We start from the raw sequence: 16,683 nt of genomic DNA on the forward strand, positions 1-16,683 counted from the left end.
GTCAGCTCCCCGTAGGCGGCTCTTCTTTCACCACATCGTCGATCTCTTCCAGCGCGAGCCCGTGCTTCAAGAGCATCGGGAGATTGGCGAAGGTGAAGACCAGACTGAGCGGCATGAACACCCACAGCTTTGCCCACAGCCAGCCCTCAAAGCTCATGGTGGCCACGAGCGCCTCGTTAAGCGCGGCGAGCGCGAGGAAGAACACCCCCCAATTGCGCGAGAGCTTGAGCCAGCCCTCTTCGGTGAGCCCCTCAAACGCGGCTTCGAGCAGGATCCGCAGCAGCGCGCGGCCCATGAACCAGCCGCCCAGCAGCGCGACGCCGAAAACGCTGTAGATGATGGTCGGCTTCAACTGCACGAAGCGCGGGTCGCCAAACAGGATGGTGAGCGCGCCAAAGCCCACGATGAGCGCGGTCGAGAACCACAGCATCGGCGAAATCTTGCCCAGCTTCCACTTCGAAACGCCCAGCGCGACGACGGCAGCGACCATGAACGCGCCGGTGCCGTTGATCACCGCCTGCAATTCGGCCTTCGGGTCGGTTTCGGCGGGCGCGGTAAAGCGATAGACGGCAAGGAAGATCAGCAGCGGCCCATAATCCACCAGCAGGTTGAGCCAGCTTGAGCCCGGCTTTGAACTCTCGGTGTCTGCCATCAGGCGACCCCCGCAATCACGCGCGCGACCAGATCCGGGTCGAACGGGCGCAGGTCTTCCATCTTCTCACCCACGCCAATCGCGTGGATGGGCAGGCCGTATTGCTCGGCGGCTGCGACTAACACTCCGCCGCGCGCGGTGCCGTCAAGCTTGGTCATGATGAGGCCGGTGACGCCCGCGACCTCCTGGAACACGTCAATCTGCGAGAGCGCGTTCTGGCCGTTGGTCGCATCGAGAACGAGGACAACATCGTGCGGCGCGTCCTCGTTGAGGCGGCCCAGCACCCGGCGGATCTTGGCGAGTTCGTCCATCAGCTCGCGCTTGTTCTGCAAGCGTCCGGCGGTGTCGACGATCAGCGCGTCGATGCCGGTCTCGGTCGCCTGCTTGACCGCGTCGAACACGATGCTCGCGGGGTCGCCGCCTTCGGGGCCTTTGACAATATCCACTCCCGCGCGCAGCGCCCAGGTCGCCAGCTGGCCGATCGCGGCGGCGCGGAACGTGTCTCCGGCCGCGAGCAGCACGCCGTAATCATCCTCGGTGAACAGATGTGCGAGCTTGGCGATCGTGGTCGTCTTGCCCGAGCCGTTGACGCCGATGACTAGGATCACCTGCGGACGAGGGAAGGCGGTGATTTCGAGCGGCTTGGCAACCGGGCGCAGGATCTCCGCGATCTCATCGGCCACCGCCTGCTTGAGCTCGTCCTGCGTGATCCGGTCGCCGAAGCGCTTCTCCGCCAGACGCTCGCGGATGCGGCCCGCGGCCTTGGGGCCAAGGTCGGAGACTATCAGCGCATCCTCTATGTCATCGAGCGTCGCGTCCGACAGCTTGCCGCCGCCCGCCAGCCCTGCGAGGTTGTCGCTCAGCCGCTCGGAGGTCTTGCGAAAGCCGCCAAGCAGCCGCTCGCTCCAGCTGGTCTGCGTTTCACTCACCGCAACAGGCCTCCAACGACTTCGCGCACTTGCACGTCAACGATCTCGCCCGCGCTCACGCCTTCGGGCACCGCGACGCGGGCGTAGGAGGGCGCATAGCCCGTCCCGTCGCGTTCGGCGAGGACGCTCAGCGTTTCGCCCACAAATCCGCCGAGCCAGCGCGACCGCCGGGCCGCGACCGCGCCGCGCAGCTCGGCGGCGCGGGCCTTGATGATGGAGCGTTCGACCTGCGGCATGCGCGCGGCTGGTGTGCCAGGGCGGGGCGAATACGGGAAGATGTGCCCGTGGACGATATCGAGCTCGTCGATGATCGAGAGGTTGGCGGCGTGGTGCTCTTCGCTCTCGGTGGGAAAGCCCGCGATGAGGTCTGCGCCGATCGCGATGTCCGGACGCGCCGCCTTCAGCCGCGCGACCAGATCCACCGCGTCACGGCGCAAGTGGCGACGTTTCATGCGCTTTAAAATCAGGTCATCCCCATGCTGGAGCGAGAGGTGCAGGTGCGGCATGACGCGCGGTTCGTGGGCGATCAGATCGAAGAGCTTGGCGTCGATTTCGATCCCGTCGACCGACGAAAGCCGCAGACGAGTTAGTTGATGAAACGCATGCGAGAGCGCTTCTATCAGGTCACCCAGAGCCGGTTTTCCTGCAAGATCATGTCCCCAGCTTGTAAGATCGACACCTGTCAGAACAACTTCCTTAGCCCCTTCATCAAGGTGTTTTTCGACCTGTCGCAACACCTCCGGGATCGACAGCGAACGGCTTTTTCCGCGCCCTTGAGGGATCACGCAAAAGGTGCAGGCGTGGTCGCATCCGTTCTGCACGGCCACGAAGGCGCGCGTGCGCGTTGGCGGCAGCGGCGCCTCGGGCGCGGGGGCGGGCGCGGGCGCGGGCGCGTTCCAGGCGCGCGGATCGAGCTTGGCCTGGTTGGCGATGAGCCCATCGACCTCGGGCATCGCGGCAATCGCGTCACGCTCGATATCCGCCGCGCAACCGGTCACGATCAGGCGGGCATCCGGGCGCTCGCGCCGCGCGCGGCGGATCGCCTGCCGGGTCTGGCGCACCGCTTCAGACGTGACCGCGCACGAATTGACCACCACCACATCGCCCGCATCCGCCAGCATCTCCTTCATGCGCTCGCTTTCGGCGATGTTGAGGCGGCAGCCCAGCGACACGACCTGAGGCATTGCGTGAGGAGAGGAGGGCGCGCTCACGCGTAGTCCTCCCATTCGAAATCGCCGCGAAAGGCCTCTGTAGCAGGGCCGGTCATGCGGATTGTGGAGCCGGTCTCGCCCGCCGGGTCCCAGGCGATCGCCAAATCCCCACCCGGCAGCGTCACGCGCACCGGGCTTGCGGTCAAACCCTTCGCAATCGCAGCGACCGCCGTGGCGCACGCGCCGGTGCCGCAGGCGCGCGTCAGCCCCGCGCCGCGTTCCCACACCCGCAAGGTCAGGTGGTTCTCTCCCGCCAGACTGGCCACGTTCACGTTGACCCGCTCGGGAAACAGCGGATCGTGTTCGATTTCGGGGCCGAGCCGCGCGAGATCCACCGCCTCGGCGTCCTCGACAAAGAAGATCGCGTGCGGGTTGCCGACATTGACGGCCATCGGGGCTTCGAGGGTTTCCCAGCGCACCGGCATGGCGGCGGTGTCCATCGCGTAGGCGAGGGGAATTGCCTCCCATTCGAAGCGCGGCGTGCCCATATCGACGCTCGCGCCGCCTTCACCGGGCTCCAGCGCGATCATCCCGCCAGCGGTTTCGACCCGCACAGGCCCCTCGCACAGCAACGCCACCGCGCGGCTGGCGTTACCGCATGCCTCCACCTCGCCGCCATCGCTGTTGAAGATGCGCATGCGAAAATCCGCGCTCTCGCTGGGTTCGAGCACGATGACCTGATCGCAGCCCACGCCCTTGCGCCGGTCCGCCAGCGCGCGTGCGGTCGCCGCGTCTATATGGGGCAGATCGGACAGGCGCGCGTCGAGCACGACGAAGTCGTTGCCAAGGCCGTGCATCTTGATGAAGGGGACGCGCATAACAAGGGGCGCATTTATGCGCGCACGCGCGAGCCGTAAAGGGAGGGGTGTAAAGGGAGGGGTGTAATGAGAACGGGCGTGAAGCGCGCGGGCGAGAAGCAGGGCGAAACCGGCGAAACGCGCCAGGCCTGCTAGCTTGCCCGGCTACGAACCTGTCCTGTGTCACCGGGCTCGGGCTCAGCGTCGCCTTCGATCCCGGCCTTCGGCGTTTGCGTTAGTGCGGGCTCCCCCTCGCTGAGCTCGCCGAGCAGGCCTTTTTCGCCCAGACGCTCGCGCACCTCGTCGGCTGGCTCGGGACGCCCGTAGAGATAGCCCTGGCCCTTGAGATCGCCCATCCGCTGAAGCGCGGCAAGGATTTCCTCATCCTCGATCCCTTCGGCGGTGATGGGCATGTCGAGCCCGCGCCCAATCGATACGATCGCATCGACAATGCGCGAATTGCCCATTGGTGACGCGAGTTCGCTGATGAAGCTGCGATCGATCTTGAGCCGGTCGAAGGGCAGCGTGCGCAGCTGCTCAAGGCTCGAATAACCGGTGCCGAAATCATCGAGGCTGACGCGCACCCCCTGGTTGCGAAGCGAGGTGATCATCGAGCGGACAAGACCGATATTTTCGTGCAGGCAGCTTTCGGTGATCTCGATATCAAGCCGGTGCGGCGGGAACTGGGCCTGCACCAGTCGCTTCAGAAGCTTTTGTGCGAACCACGGATCGCGCAGCTGCACGGGCGAGATGTTGATCGACAGCGTGATATCGTCGGACCATTCGTTCGCGTCGATAAAGGCGCGATCCATCAATTGGTCCGAAAGATCGGAGATGACGCCCATTTCCTCGGCGATCGGGATGAAGATTTCGGGGCTGACAAGGCCGAACTGCGGTGAGCGCCAGCGCGCAAGCATTTCGAAGCCGACGATCTCGCCCGTTTCGATATCGATCTGCTGTTCGTAATAGGGCACGAACTCACCCTCGGTGAGACCGCGGCGGATGCCGGTCTCCAGCTCGTTGCGAAACCGCAGCTCGCTTTCCATGCTCGGCTCGAACCAGAAGAAGCGGTTCTTGCCTTGCTTCTTGGCGTGGTACATCGCGATATCGGCAAACTGCATCAGATCCGCCGCGCTGTTCACCAGCGGGTTGAAACGATCCTTTTCATAGTCGGTCGCCATGCCGATCGAAATGGCCAACTCCATCGAATTGGTCTCGGTCTCGATCGGGCGCGAGAGCTTTTCGTAGATGCGCAGCACCAGATCTTCGACGCGTTCGGGCGTGGCGGGATCGTAGGGATAGGTAAACCCGAACTCGTCCCCTCCGATCCGCGCCAGATTGACACCGCCCGGCAGCACTTCCTGCACGCGGCGCGCAAACTCCAGCAGGACTGCATCGCCGACGGTGTGGCCATGCATGTCGTTGATCTGCTTGAAGTTGTCGACATCGATCAGGACATAGGCCAGCGCTTCGCCATTGGCGTTGGCTTCGTGGCGCTGGCGTTCGGAGTGTTCGGCCATGGCGCGGCGATTGAGGCATCCGGTCAGCGGATCGGTCGCGGAAAGCCGACGCGCGTCGCGCTCGGCCTGCATGCGAATGGCGATTTCCTCGCGCAGCTGGCGATAGCGACGCCAGCTGAAGATGATCAGCGCGATGTTGAGAAACAGGGCGGTGGCCAGCAAATGGCTGGGGGCCTGCGTTCCGGTGTCGAACGAGCGGATCACGTCGGGAAGGACGGTTCCGCCGGTCGCGACGAACAGGCAGATGGCGCACACGGCAATGCCCAGCGCCACGAGGTCGCGTTCAGCCTTGATCTGGCTTTCGTGCGGAGGGGGAAACATCCTCTCTTGGTGCTCCACAGTGGTGGTTCCCTCCGTGTTTGTGCCCATAGTCCCCATGGCCACGTTGCTGGCCCTTTCCTTTGTGCGCGTTCGACCGCGGTTAAATGCCTACAAACGCGTGAAAATCGGGTTAATCGGGTGCCATCGGCGTCGCTCAAGGGGTGACAGCTGCGGCGCTGGGCCGCTAGGGCTCTGCGATCGCGCCATCCCGAAGGAGCCCAATCGAGCCATGACAAAAGCGCCCGCAAACTACTGGCTGATGAAATCCGAGCCGTTCAAATACAGTTGGGACGACCTCGTGGCCGAGAAGGAGGGCGTGTGGGACGGCGTTCGCAACCATCTGGCCAAGAACAATCTTCTGGCAATGAAGGTGGGCGATGAGGCGTTCTTCTACCACTCGCGTGAGGGGCTGGAGATTGTCGGCATTGTCACGATCACGGTCGAAGGCATCCTCGATCCCACCGATGAGACCGGCAAATGGGCTGCGGTGAAGATCAAGCCGAAGCGCAGGTTCGATCACCCGGTCACGCTCAAGGCGATCAAGGCGAGGCCCGAGCTTGCCGAATGCGAACTGGTGCGTCTCTCGCGCCTCTCGGTGGCTAGGATCACGCCCGAGGAGTGGGAGATCATCTGCCGGATGGCCGAAGGGTAGCGAGCGCTCTTCTCGCCCGCAGCTCGGGTCACAGACCGGCTTTGGCGCGCAGGCCGCTGACGCTCGCGCCGCTCGCGGCCAGCTGCTCGACGTCGATCACCATGTGGATGAAGCGCAAGCCTTCGCGCGCTTTCGCGTCGGTCAGGGCGGCTTTGAATTCATCGGTCGTCTGCGCTCGTGCGCTCCAGGCGCCATAGGCTGCGGCGAGCGCGGCGAAGTCGGGGTTGGAAAGCTGCGTGGCGCTGACGCGGCCGGGATAATCGCGCTCCTGATGCATGCGGATCGTGCCGTAGGCGCCGTTATCGACCACCAGCACCAGCAGATCGAGGCCGTACTGGGCCGCGGTGGCCAGTTCCTGCCCGTTCATCAGGAAATCGCCATCGCCCGCGACCGCGACGACGGTGCGGTCGGGATAGCGCAGCGCGGCGGCGATTGCGGCGGGCAGGCCGTATCCCATCGCGCCCGCGGTCGGGGCGAGCTGCGTCGGGTGCCCCTCATAGCGCCAGTAGCGGTGCCACCAGCCGGCAAAATTGCCCGCGCCGTTGGCGATGATCGCATTGGGCGGCAGCGCGTCGCGCATGGCGGTGACGCACGCGCCCATATCGAGCGCGGGCGGCGAGGGGGAGGGGGTGTGCGTGGCCCAGTCGAGCCATTCGCGGTGCGCCTCGGCTCCGGCGTCGAAGGGAATGATCGCCTCATCCTCCCACAGCGCGGCGGCTTCGGCGAATTCATCGACCGAGCAGGCCAGCGCCAGATTGGTGCGATAGACGCGGCCCAGTTCATCGGGATCGGGATGGACATGGATCAGCGTCTGATCGGGGTGATCAAGGCTCGGGACATCGTAGCCATCGGTCGTCGCCTCGCCCAGCCGCGCGCCGACCGCGAGCACCAGGTCCGCCGCCTTGACCCGCTCGACAAGCCTGGGGTTGGGGCCGTAGCCGAGATTGCCCGCATAGACGGGGGAAGAGGGGGAAATCGCGTCCTGGCGGCGAAAAGCGGTCGCAACGGGCAGGCCGATCCGCTCGGCAAAGCTCTGAAAATGCGCGCGCGCCTTGGCGTTCCAGCCCGCGCCGCCGATGATCGCAACTGGGCTCGCCGCGTCGCCGATCAGCGCGATCAGGGCCTGCATGGCGTCCGGGCACACAGCCTGCGCAGGACGGGTTACCAAGGGGCGAGGGCGCAGCGCGGCGGGCACCGTCTCGCGCAGCATGTCCTCGGGCAGCGCGAGGACCACCGGACCGGGCCGCCCGCTTATCGCAACCGAGTAAGCCCGCGCGACATATTCCGGAATGCGCAGCGGATCGTCGATCCGCGCCGCCCATTTGCAGATGGGGCCGAAGAAGGCGGCAAAGTCGATCTCCTGAAACCCCTCGCGGTCGCGCATTCCCCGCGCCACGTCTCCCACGAACACGATCATCGGCTGCGAATCCTGATGCGCCACATGAACGCCGATGCTGGCGTTGGTGGCGCCAGGTCCGCGCGTGACGAAGGCGACGCCGGGGCGCAGCGTCTCCGCAGCGCTCAGCGCGCCTTGCGCGCAGGCCATGAAGGCCGCTCCGCCCTCCTGCCGACACGTCACCGTCTCGATCGCCGGGCGCGTGTGCAAAGCGTCGAGCACCGCCAGAAAGCTCTCTCCCGGCACGGTGAAAATCCGGTCCGTGCCCTGCTCGGCGAGACAATCGACCAGCAGTTCAGCCGCGCTGCGCGGGGTGTCGTTCATAAGCGCTCTCCCATCCCGTTCGCGCCTCTAGCCGCGCGTTGACGCGGGCGCAATTCGATTGCGCGTGTGGCTGATGACGGGCGGAACGCGCGCGGGCAGAACCGCGCTTCGACTGGCTCGGGAGCCTCGGCTGGGGATAGCGCCCAAGGCTAACTGTCCCACTGTGCGACAGCCAGAAACGGCGGGCTGGGCAAAAGTTAAGAAAGTGTTAACGCGTGGTCGCATGAGCACAGGTACCCCCGCCAGCCTCACCGGCGATCTGATCGCCGCTCCCGACCAACCGCGTGCGAGCGCGCACGATAACGACAATCCGCTGCGCAAGGCCTTTCGCCGCTGCCTCGTTTTGACCGAGGAGAGCGCGAGGCATCCGTTTCGCCGCAGCCTGCCGCCGCGCGTGAAGGCCGATTTGCACGATATCCCCGCTGAAAGCCTCTGGCGCCTGACGATGGAGGACGTGCGCGGCGCGGCCAGTGTCTATGTCGCGACAACGGCGGCCATCCTCGCTTTCATAATCTAGCCGCCGGACAAGACCGGGGCGCAAACAAAGCCAGGGTGCGGACCAGACCAGCCGCCGGACGCGCAGCCTATTCGGCGGCCTCCGCCTTGGGCCGATCGTCATCGTTGTGCGCCGGGCGCTCCGCGCGCTCGCGCGCTTCCTTTTCGGCGGTGAACAGCTTCCATCCCAGCCAGGCCGAAAAGACCGACATCGCTGCGGCGAGCAGCAATTGTTCGGCGGTGGGAAGGCCCACCAGGGTCAGCAGCACGGCCATGACCGAACCCACGACCATGGCCAGCGAGTTGACGATGTTGTTGGCCGCGATGGTGCGGCTGGCCGCGTCGTGCTCGCAGCGGGTCGTCAGAAAGGCGTAGAGCGGCACGACAAACATTCCGCCCGCAGTGGCAATGCCAAGAAGCATCAGCGAAAGCGGTATCGCCAGCGGCTCGAGGATCCAGTCCTGAACCGCGAGCAACTCGTTCGACGCGTCCGCCGGCCACGCGCGGCACACCAGGTAAAAGCCGACGATGAAAACGCCCATGAAAACCACGGATATGGGCGAGTGGCGGGCGGAGACCTCGCCCTTCAAAAGCGCGTTGATGCCAACCGATCCGATCGCAATGCCGATCGAGAAGATTACGAGGAAGAGGCTCGCCACCTCCTTAGAGGCCATGAGCTGGTTCTTGGCCAGCGGCGGGAACTGGATGAAGAGCACCGCGCCGATCGTCCAGAAGAAGCTGATCGCCAGAATCGCGTACCAGATTTCGCGGTTGGCCTTGGTGTCGAACACCAGCTTCCAGCTCATCACCAGCTGGTCCCACATCACCATCGGGACGAAGCCGACAATCCGTGCCGCGCCCCTCGGTGTCTTTTCCAGCCAGGGTTCAAGCACCGGATAGTGCATCTCGTGATCGCCCTGCGGCGGGGCTTCGGGAACCCAGCGGCTGACGAAATAGCCGATAAAGGCGGTTATGATGATCCCGATCATCGCGTGTTCGACGCGGATGAAACCAGCGAGGATCGTGCCGGTCAGGATCGCGATATAGGTGCCCGCTTCGACCAGTCCGGTGCCGGGCAGCACCTCGTCGGGTTTCAGATGTTGCGGGAGGATCGAGTATTTGATTGGCGCGAGAAAGGTCGATTGCGCGGCGGCAAGGAAAACAACGAACAACAGCAGCGGAATAGCCACGGTGTGCACCATGATCCCCTGCCACGCCATGAACAGCCCCAGCGCGCCAAGCGAAGCCCAGAAAATCTCGAACAGTTTGACGCGCCGGATAATCATCGCCTTGTCGTTCGTGTCCGCCAGCTGGCCTGCGAGCGCGGAAAGGATCACGAAGGGCAGGATGAAAATCCCGGTCGAAAGCGCGCTGAAGACGCTTTCCTTGGCCTCATCGTTGTACACCGAATAGACCACGAACAGCACCAGCGCGGTCTTGAAAAGGTTGTCGTTGAAGGCGTTGAAGAACTGCGTGACCATCAGAGGCAGAAAGCGCTTTTGGCGCATGAGGTGCGTCGAGGTGGTCATGTCAAAGCAGTCGGGAATGCGGCCCCTTACCTCCGGTCAAATAGCGCGAACGCCAGCCGGTACAAGCCTTGAGGTGGCGGGCTCGCAAGGGTCCGTCTCATTTGTGCACGGTTGATTGCGCTGGAATGCGGCTTGGTCTTTTGCGCGGGCGCGCGGCGCGCTAGGGGCTGGCGTGCCATGTTGACCGTGCCCAATATCCTGACGCTCAGCCGCATTCTGGCGCTGCCTTTGCTCGCGTTTTTCCTGTGGTGGCCGCACTGGCAGACCGGCTATGCAATCGGCTTTGTGCTCTACTGCCTGATCGGGATCACCGATTTCTTCGACGGGTATCTGGCGCGCGCGCAGGGGACCGTGTCGAAGCTGGGCATCTTTCTCGATCCGATCGCGGACAAGATCATGGTTGCCACCGTCATCCTCGTTCTTACCGCGCAAGGGTATCTGCGCGGGCCCTATGTGGGCGACTTTCACGTCATCGCCGGGCTCATCATCCTGATGCGCGAGATCGCGGTTTCGGGCTTGCGCGAATTTCTGGGCGGCATTCAGGTGTCGGTCCCGGTCTCGAAGCTGGCCAAGTGGAAGACCACCTTTCAACTCATCTCTCTGGGCGCGTTGATCGCGGGCGGGGCGCTGCACGGACAGCCGTGTCAGGAACTGGGTGATCAGTGCAAGACGATCGCGGAAAGCTGGGCGCATGTCGTCGGGCTCACCACGCTGTGGGCGGCGGCGATCCTTACATGCATCACGGGGTGGGATTACCTGCGTGTGGGCCTCAAGCACATGGATTGATCCTCTGCGTGCGCGGAATTGACAAGCGAGCGCGATCCGCGCTGTCTTACCTGCTCCCATCTTTCACAGGAGGAGACCCCTATGTTTGCCAGCATCGCTCTGATCGCCGCCGCACCGATCGCTCCGTCCGCGTCGTGCGAGGCGGTGACAACGCTCAATGTCGTCGATATCCAGCCCGGCCGCGCCATCGAAGCGCGGCGCTATTACGAAACCGGCTGGGCGGCGGCGCGCAAGGTGGCGCTCGAACGCGGCTATATCAGCGACTACAGCCTTTTGGTTTCGCAAGCAGGGCAAAGCGAAGAGCCCGAGATCGTGCTGATCACCCGCTATCGCGACAAGCGCCAGTTCGCGGCGGGGGAGGAGCGTTTTCAGGAAATCTTCGCCGAACTCGATCTGCCTCAACCGCTGCTTGTCGATGGCCTGTCGCGCGATGCGATCCTCGGTCCTTTCCGGGGCGCCGACGATTATCGCCTGATCTTCTCCAGCGGTGGATCGTGCGCCATCCCCGGCCATGAGGCCTCGTGAGTCTGTCATCTCTTGCGGCGAACACAACACCGGTGACTAACGACCGAACGCCCGTGCGCCTCACCTGATCGGGTTCGCGGGCTTCCCTCCCTTGACCGTTCATCCGGTTGACAGGTTTGTAAAGCAACAGGCCCCCGCTTACCCAGCTAACGTGGGTCGAACCCCGCTTGCGGCACGCGGGCGCGGGGGGGAAATTTGGACTAAGGAGATTATTATGCGTGCGATTATGAAGGCCCCTCTTTTGACAGGGACTGCGGCCTTTGGCGCACTGGCTCTTGTAGCAGCGGCGCCCTCGGCAGCGCAGCCCCAGCCGGTTGACGCAACCAACGAAGATGGCGTTCTGGTGACCGGTTCGCCGCCGGCCGACCTGTCATCCTTTCCTGAAGGCCCCGATATCGAAGGTTTCGTGTCGGCGCGTTCGGGCAACAAGGTCGAAGTCACCCAGGCCGATGGCACGAGTTCGATCGTGACCGTAGGCGAGGGTACCGAAATCAAGGCGAGCGGAGGCTTTCTGGGCCTCGCGCGCGACGAGCTTGGCATGGACCAGATCCTCAACGGCATTCCCGTCAAGGTCGAGACGGTCCAGTGGGGCAGCGGTCTTGTTGCCAGCAAGGTCAATCTGAAGACGCGCGATCTCAAGACCGCGCAGATGATCCAGACCGGCACCCAGCAGAAGTTCGCTCAGCAGGGCGCGAAGATCGGCGCCAACACCGAGGCGACCGTGCGCAACGCGGCGGCGACCGAGGCGCTGCGCGGACGCTTTGGCGACATCGACAAGTACAACATCAAGGGCACCACCAACGTCTATTTCGACACGGGCAAATACGCGCTCTCCCCGTCGGCGCGCGCCGAGCTGTGCGATGCTGCGCAGCAGGCGGAGACCAACGAGAACGCCCTGCTTCTGGTGGTCGGCTACACCGATTCGACCGGCAGCTATGAGATCAATCAGGAGCTCAGCGAGAAGCGGGCGGGCCGCGTGGTCAACTATCTGCAGCAGCAGTGCGGCTGGAAGCCGTATCGCATGCTAAGCCCGACCGGCATGGCCGCCTCGGACCCGACCGCGGACAATTCGACCGCCGAGGGCCGCGCGCAGAATCGCCGCGTTGCGGTGAACGTGCTGGTGAGCAAGAGCGTCGAAGAGATGTAAGCTTGCGCCCTACGCGAACGCTTAGAAAGGGGCGGGCCAGCAATGGTCCGCCCCTTTTGTTTCGGAGCCCGCGTTGACCTGTCGGAGGTCAGGCGAATTCCAGGCCCAGCGATGAAGGCAGGTGCGCGGAGGGCGAACTCGCCATCAGCAGGGCAAGCTGCGAAATTCCGTCCACCGCCAGCTCAACCCAGATCAGGGCGAAAAAGGCGATCACGCCGAGCACCGCAATCGCTCGCGCGGTCGGGCCGTGGATCCGCTCCGCCGCGATCTGCACGCCGAGCGCGGCGGCAAACAACATCACCCCCATGACGACGAAGCTGCCCGGCATCCAGTCGAAGCCTCCTCCTTCGCCGCCGCGCAAGCGCGCAGCCGGGTTGGCAAGGGTCAAGGTCAGGGGAAGGGCCAACAACACCCCTGACGCAAGCGCGGCCTTGCGCAGGCGACGGACGGTGACATTCAGCATGGCGACATTCTCCAGTGCGACGGAAGCCAGGGTTTCCAGAAACATCCAGGCCAGAAACGCGGCGGGCGAACGGCCTGCATCGCGTCGTTCCCGATCAAGGTCGGCAAAGGTCTGCGCCATGCTCTCGCCAAAACGATCGCGAAATCCCTTCGGGTAGAGCCGCAGCAAGGCTTTGTACCATTGATGGTATCGCATCGGCGCCGACCTTTTGCTTAGACCGGCAGTGCCGAGAGTTGGCGCTTGCGCCCGATCGAGACCACATTGCGATAGCGTTTGAGCTCGGCCGCCAGAACGGCGCTCCCGGCGCTGGTGATGCGGTAGTAAATGCGGCGCTGATCATCGAGCGCCGGGTCAACGCGGCTTTCGCTCTCACTGATAAGGCCCGATTTGGTCAGCCGTCCGAGCGCTCCATAGAGCGTGCCCGGACCCATCTTGACCGTCTCGGCCGAATCGAGCGCGACCTGTTTCATGATGCCGTATCCGTGGCGCTCCTCCTGCGCGAGGGCGAGCAGGATATGCAGGACAGCGGGGGTCAGCGGTGGGGTGGGATCGGTGCTTATGACGGCTCTCACTATATCGTTGGGCGATACAGCAAATATATCGGCGAACGATATAAGTCAAGCGCGACGGGCAGCATAGCGACCTGGCGAGTCTTCGACAGGGCGTGGTGGTATAAGTCCATGACCGCGCACATCGTTTCGCCGTGTGCTCGGCATCCAGAACCTGACCAGCATTCACATGCGCTCGATCAGCGCGATCGAGCGGTCGAGGAAAGCGCGCACCTCCTCTTTCCCGAGCGGCTCGGTGCGCGCTCCGCTGCGACGGGAGAGCGCTTCGGCGACAAGGTCTTCAGCAGGGTGTCTGTCTAACCACCGTTCGCCGCCTTGCGTTTTGGACACGATCCGCCCTGCATCGGCTGCGTATACCGATCGCGCGGCGTTGAGGACGGCGTTCGCATCCCACAAAGGAGCGGCTTTTTGCGAGAGATTGTCCTGGTGCCAGCGCAGTTCCGCGATCACCGCGCTGCGCAGCCGGTGGCGAGGGGTGGGCGCGAAGCATTCAGCGGGTGGCGGTCCGACAAGCGCTCGCCCCTGTTGCCGGCAGAGTTCGGCGTGGATGACAAGGTCGCTGCATGTCCCCAAGGCTTCGACCTGCGCGCCCCAGATCGCGCCGGTCGAGAGCGCAAATTCGAGCGGATACGCGAGCACGGGCGCCTGAGCGACGTCAGAGCGGCAGACAGTGAGTTCCAGCCCCACAGCGGGCACGGGGAGGGTCGAATGCGAAAGCTGAGCGATCAATCGATCGCGTTCGATCTCGCTAAGGGGGCTCGAAACAAGGCCAAATACGTCAAGGTCGCTGCGATCCGGCTGGTAATCCCCCTGCACCGCCGAACCGTGCAGATAGAGCCCGGCCAATTTGGCGCCAAGGATCGCCTCGAAACGCCCGGTGATCTCGTCCAGATAGGCCTCGACAATCGGGGGCAAGCTCGCGGCGAAATGTGGGGGCAAGCCTCAGCCCGCCCGCAACTCTTCCGCGAGCAGTCGGAAATCCGCTTCGCGCGGGGAGTTCTTGCGCCACACCAGCGCGATCTCGCGCTTGGCGGTGTCGCTTTCCAGCGGGCGGGTGACGACATCGGTGCCCGCGAGAATTCCCGCATCGATCGCCATTTCCGGCAGCATGGTAAGGCCAAGGTCATTGTCGACCATCTGCACCAGCGTGTGCAGGCTCGTCCCGATCATGGCCGCGCTTGCGCGCAGTTCGGAACGGTTGCAGGCGGCCAGAGCGTGGTCGCGCAGGCAATGCCCGTCTTCCAGCAGCAGCAAGCGCCCTTCAGAGATGGCCGGTTCGATCATCTCGGGCGGGATCGCGGCCGGTGGATCGCGCGGGTCGTCTTTGGGAAAGGCGACAAACAAGCGATCATCGGCGATGTGTTCGGTTTCCACATCGCCCGTGTCGAAGGGCAGGGCGAGGAGCACGCAATCGCACCGGCCATGCTGAAGGCTTTCGATCGCGTCCTGGCTGGTCTCCTCGCGCAGCATAAGCTGAAGCTCGGGCCGTTCGCGCTTCAGCCGCGGCAACAGGCGCGGGAGGACGAAGGGGGCAATCGTCGGGATCACGCTCATGCGCAATTGGCCCGACAAGGGCTTGCCCGCCGCCTGAACCAGATCGGCAAGCTCCTCGGCCTCGCGCAGCAACCGGTTGGCTTTGGCGACCACCTGCTCGCCCAGCGAAGTGAAGCGCACCACCCGGCGCGACCGCTCCACAAGGGTCACGCCCAGCAACGATTCCAGTTCGCGAATGCCCGCGCTCAGCGTCGATTGCGAGACAAAGCTCGCATCCGCCGCGCGGCCAAAATGCTTGGTCTCGTGCAAGGCAACGAGATATTGCAACTGCTTGATCGTGGGGAGGTAGGTGGACATCGCCCCTGCCTCTACATCGTCATTGCGAGGAGCCGCAAGGCTCCGCGGCAATCCAGAGCCGCAGAGCTCCAACGCTCCGGATTGCTTCGCTACGCTCGCAATGACGAAAGAGAGCTACTCCGCCGCCAGCGCGTCTTCCATACCCGATTGCATGTCGTCGATATGCGCCATGGCCAGCTTGCCGTTTTGCACCGCGAAGGCGAGCCGGCCCTCGACCAGTTCGAGCGCATCCTTGCCGAAGACATCGTAGCGCCAGCCTTGCAGCACTTTCAGATCGCGCACGCCCGCCGCAAGCGCTTCCATCTCGTCCGCGCGCGTGAGCAGCCGCGCGGCGACGTCGATCTCTCGCGCGCGGATCTTTAGCAGCAGTTTGAGCAAATCCGCCACCAGCGCGCCCTCCTTGCCCAGCGGCGCGCCGCGTTTCATCTTTTCGGGCATTTCCGATTTGGGCAGCGGCTCGGCCTCGGCGATCACGCGCAGCATCCGCTTGCCGATATCGTTGTCCTTCCACGCCGCCGAAAGCCCGCGCACCTTGGCAAGGTCCGCCTGTTTCTTTGGCGGGTGGCTTGCGATGTCGGCGAGCGTTTCGTCGCGCATGATCCGTCCGCGCGGAATGTTCTTGTGCTGCGCCTCGCCTTCGCGCCACGCGGCGAGCGCTTTCAAGCGACCCAGCACTTGCGGGTTGCGCCCGGGCGAGCGGATCCGCTTCCACGACGTGTCGGGATCGATCACATAGTTGGACGTGTCCGCAAGCTTCTCCATCTCCGCATCGAGCCACGCACCGCGTCCGGTCTTGATCAGCTTTTTCAGGATCTTGGGAAAGATTTTTGAGAGATGGGTTACATCGCCGATCGCGTATTCGATCTGCCGGTCGGTCAGCGGGCGGCGGCTCCAGTCGGTGAAGCGCGCGCCTTTGTCGATCGTGATGTTGAGCCAGGTTTCAACGAGGTTCGCATACCCGATCTGTTCGGACTGGCTGATCGCCATCATCGCGATCTGCGTGTCGAACACGGGGTGCGGTGTCTTGCCGGTCATATTGACGATGATCTCAACATCCTGCCCGCCGGCGTGGAAGACCTTGAGAACGTCCGGATTGTCGGTCAGCAGATCGAGCAGGGGAGTGAGATCGATGCCCTCGGCCAGCGGATCGATCGCAGCGGCTTCCTGTGTGTTGGCGATCTGAACCAGGCACAGCTCGGGCCAATATGTGTTCTCGCGCATGAACTCGGTGTCGACGGTGACGAATTCGGAATCCGCCAGACGCGCGCACAAGTCCGCCAGCGCGTCGGTGGTGGTGATCAGATCGTGTATCTTCATGACGTCTTCTTGTCTTTGTGAGCGGAGTGCCACTCTCGGGTGGTTCCCAAAGCCATCGGCAAAAACCGGGCCGCCTCTCCCTTGACAAAGCGTGAGCCTTGCCCTGTTAGCGCGGGCCTATTCGGGGCGTGCGATTGCCCCTTTTTTGGCTGGCGCACCGGCGCCGTTGGCTCTTTGAGCCATACCCTCGAACAGGACA

General features: G+C 64.1%; 17 protein-coding genes. 5 read left to right on the top strand and 12 right to left on the bottom strand.

Annotated elements, in window-relative coordinates; translation table 11 throughout:
• Position 1: 1 nt before the first annotated feature.
• From QNI87_RS01675 to QNI87_RS01695, 5 genes are all read right to left on the bottom strand, one after another.
• Complete coding sequence (locus QNI87_RS01675) at positions 2 to 652, bottom strand: inner membrane-spanning protein YciB (protein WP_300593086.1); 651 nt, start codon at positions 650 to 652, stop codon at positions 2 to 4.
• Complete coding sequence (ftsY, locus tag QNI87_RS01680) at positions 652 to 1,581, bottom strand: signal recognition particle-docking protein FtsY (protein WP_300593089.1); 930 nt, start codon at positions 1,579 to 1,581, stop codon at positions 652 to 654. Before ftsY ends, QNI87_RS01675 begins: the two co-directional genes overlap by 1 nt.
• Positions 1,578 to 2,765 (bottom strand): tRNA (N(6)-L-threonylcarbamoyladenosine(37)-C(2))-methylthiotransferase MtaB, encoded by a 1,188-nt coding sequence (gene mtaB, locus QNI87_RS01685; RefSeq protein ID WP_300595281.1) that lies wholly within the window; start codon positions 2,763 to 2,765, stop codon positions 1,578 to 1,580. The genes ftsY and mtaB overlap by 4 nt, the downstream gene beginning before the upstream one ends.
• A gap of 23 nt (positions 2,766 to 2,788) precedes the next feature.
• Complete coding sequence (gene dapF / locus QNI87_RS01690) at positions 2,789 to 3,610, bottom strand: diaminopimelate epimerase (RefSeq protein WP_300593092.1); 822 nt, start codon at positions 3,608 to 3,610, stop codon at positions 2,789 to 2,791.
• Positions 3,611 to 3,741: 131 nt separating this feature from the next.
• A complete protein-coding gene (locus QNI87_RS01695) occupies positions 3,742 to 5,487 on the bottom strand; it encodes an EAL domain-containing protein (protein ID WP_300595282.1) in 1,746 nt (581 codons plus the stop codon).
• A 172-nt stretch (positions 5,488 to 5,659) separates the two neighbouring features.
• Here QNI87_RS01695 and QNI87_RS01700 point away from each other — a divergent pair, with 172 nt between their 5' ends.
• Positions 5,660 to 6,082 carry an EVE domain-containing protein gene (locus tag QNI87_RS01700; protein ID WP_300593095.1) on the top strand — a complete coding sequence of 141 codons (423 nt, stop codon included), beginning with the start codon at positions 5,660 to 5,662 and terminating at the stop codon, positions 6,080 to 6,082.
• Between the two features lie 28 nt (positions 6,083 to 6,110).
• On the opposite strand, the gene QNI87_RS01705 is transcribed toward QNI87_RS01700, so the two are convergent.
• Positions 6,111 to 7,802, bottom strand: a complete 1,692-nt coding sequence (locus QNI87_RS01705) for a thiamine pyrophosphate-binding protein (RefSeq protein ID WP_300593098.1) — start codon at positions 7,800 to 7,802, stop codon at positions 6,111 to 6,113.
• Between the two features lie 223 nt (positions 7,803 to 8,025).
• On the opposite strand from QNI87_RS01705, the gene QNI87_RS01710 reads away from it, so the two are divergent.
• Complete coding sequence (locus QNI87_RS01710) at positions 8,026 to 8,319, top strand: hypothetical protein (RefSeq protein WP_300593101.1); 294 nt, start codon at positions 8,026 to 8,028, stop codon at positions 8,317 to 8,319.
• Positions 8,320 to 8,386: 67 nt separating this feature from the next.
• Here QNI87_RS01710 and QNI87_RS01715 read toward each other — a convergent pair whose 3' ends face one another.
• Positions 8,387 to 9,826 (bottom strand): MFS transporter, encoded by a 1,440-nt coding sequence (locus QNI87_RS01715; protein WP_300593103.1) that lies wholly within the window; start codon positions 9,824 to 9,826, stop codon positions 8,387 to 8,389.
• A gap of 177 nt (positions 9,827 to 10,003) precedes the next feature.
• Between QNI87_RS01715 and pgsA the strand changes: the two genes are divergently transcribed.
• The 3 genes from pgsA to QNI87_RS01730 all read left to right on the top strand — a co-directional run bounded on the left by pgsA (position 10,004) and on the right by QNI87_RS01730 (position 12,284).
• Positions 10,004 to 10,612: a CDP-diacylglycerol--glycerol-3-phosphate 3-phosphatidyltransferase gene (pgsA, locus tag QNI87_RS01720; RefSeq protein ID WP_300593106.1), complete on the top strand. Its 609-nt coding sequence runs from the start codon at positions 10,004 to 10,006 to the stop codon at positions 10,610 to 10,612.
• An 81-nt stretch (positions 10,613 to 10,693) separates the two neighbouring features.
• Positions 10,694 to 11,137 (top strand): hypothetical protein, encoded by a 444-nt coding sequence (locus QNI87_RS01725; RefSeq protein WP_300593109.1) that lies wholly within the window; start codon positions 10,694 to 10,696, stop codon positions 11,135 to 11,137.
• Between the two features lie 214 nt (positions 11,138 to 11,351).
• Positions 11,352 to 12,284, top strand: coding sequence for an OmpA family protein (locus QNI87_RS01730; RefSeq protein ID WP_300593112.1), 933 nt, complete (start codon positions 11,352 to 11,354; stop codon positions 12,282 to 12,284).
• Between the two features lie 88 nt (positions 12,285 to 12,372).
• Here QNI87_RS01730 and QNI87_RS01735 read toward each other — a convergent pair whose 3' ends face one another.
• From QNI87_RS01735 to rnd, 5 genes are all read right to left on the bottom strand, one after another.
• The gene (locus tag QNI87_RS01735; RefSeq protein WP_300593115.1) at positions 12,373 to 12,942 is read right to left on the bottom strand and encodes a hypothetical protein; all 570 of its coding nucleotides are present in this window, start codon (positions 12,940 to 12,942) and stop codon (positions 12,373 to 12,375) included.
• Between the two features lie 17 nt (positions 12,943 to 12,959).
• A complete protein-coding gene (locus QNI87_RS01740) occupies positions 12,960 to 13,319 on the bottom strand; it encodes a PadR family transcriptional regulator (RefSeq protein WP_300593118.1) in 360 nt (119 codons plus the stop codon).
• A gap of 162 nt (positions 13,320 to 13,481) precedes the next feature.
• Entirely contained in the window at positions 13,482 to 14,255 is a 774-nt protein-coding gene (locus QNI87_RS01745) for an aminoglycoside adenylyltransferase domain-containing protein (RefSeq protein ID WP_300593120.1), read from the bottom strand.
• 3 nt (positions 14,256 to 14,258) lie between these two features.
• Complete coding sequence (locus QNI87_RS01750; RefSeq protein ID WP_300593123.1) at positions 14,259 to 15,167, bottom strand: hydrogen peroxide-inducible genes activator; 909 nt, start codon at positions 15,165 to 15,167, stop codon at positions 14,259 to 14,261.
• Between the two features lie 114 nt (positions 15,168 to 15,281).
• Positions 15,282 to 16,484 (bottom strand): ribonuclease D, encoded by a 1,203-nt coding sequence (gene rnd / locus QNI87_RS01755; RefSeq protein WP_300593126.1) that lies wholly within the window; start codon positions 16,482 to 16,484, stop codon positions 15,282 to 15,284.
• Between the last annotated feature and the right edge of the window lie 199 nt (positions 16,485 to 16,683).

This window comes from Erythrobacter sp. (assembly GCF_030066995.1).
Lineage (GTDB): Bacteria > Pseudomonadota > Alphaproteobacteria > Sphingomonadales > Sphingomonadaceae > Erythrobacter.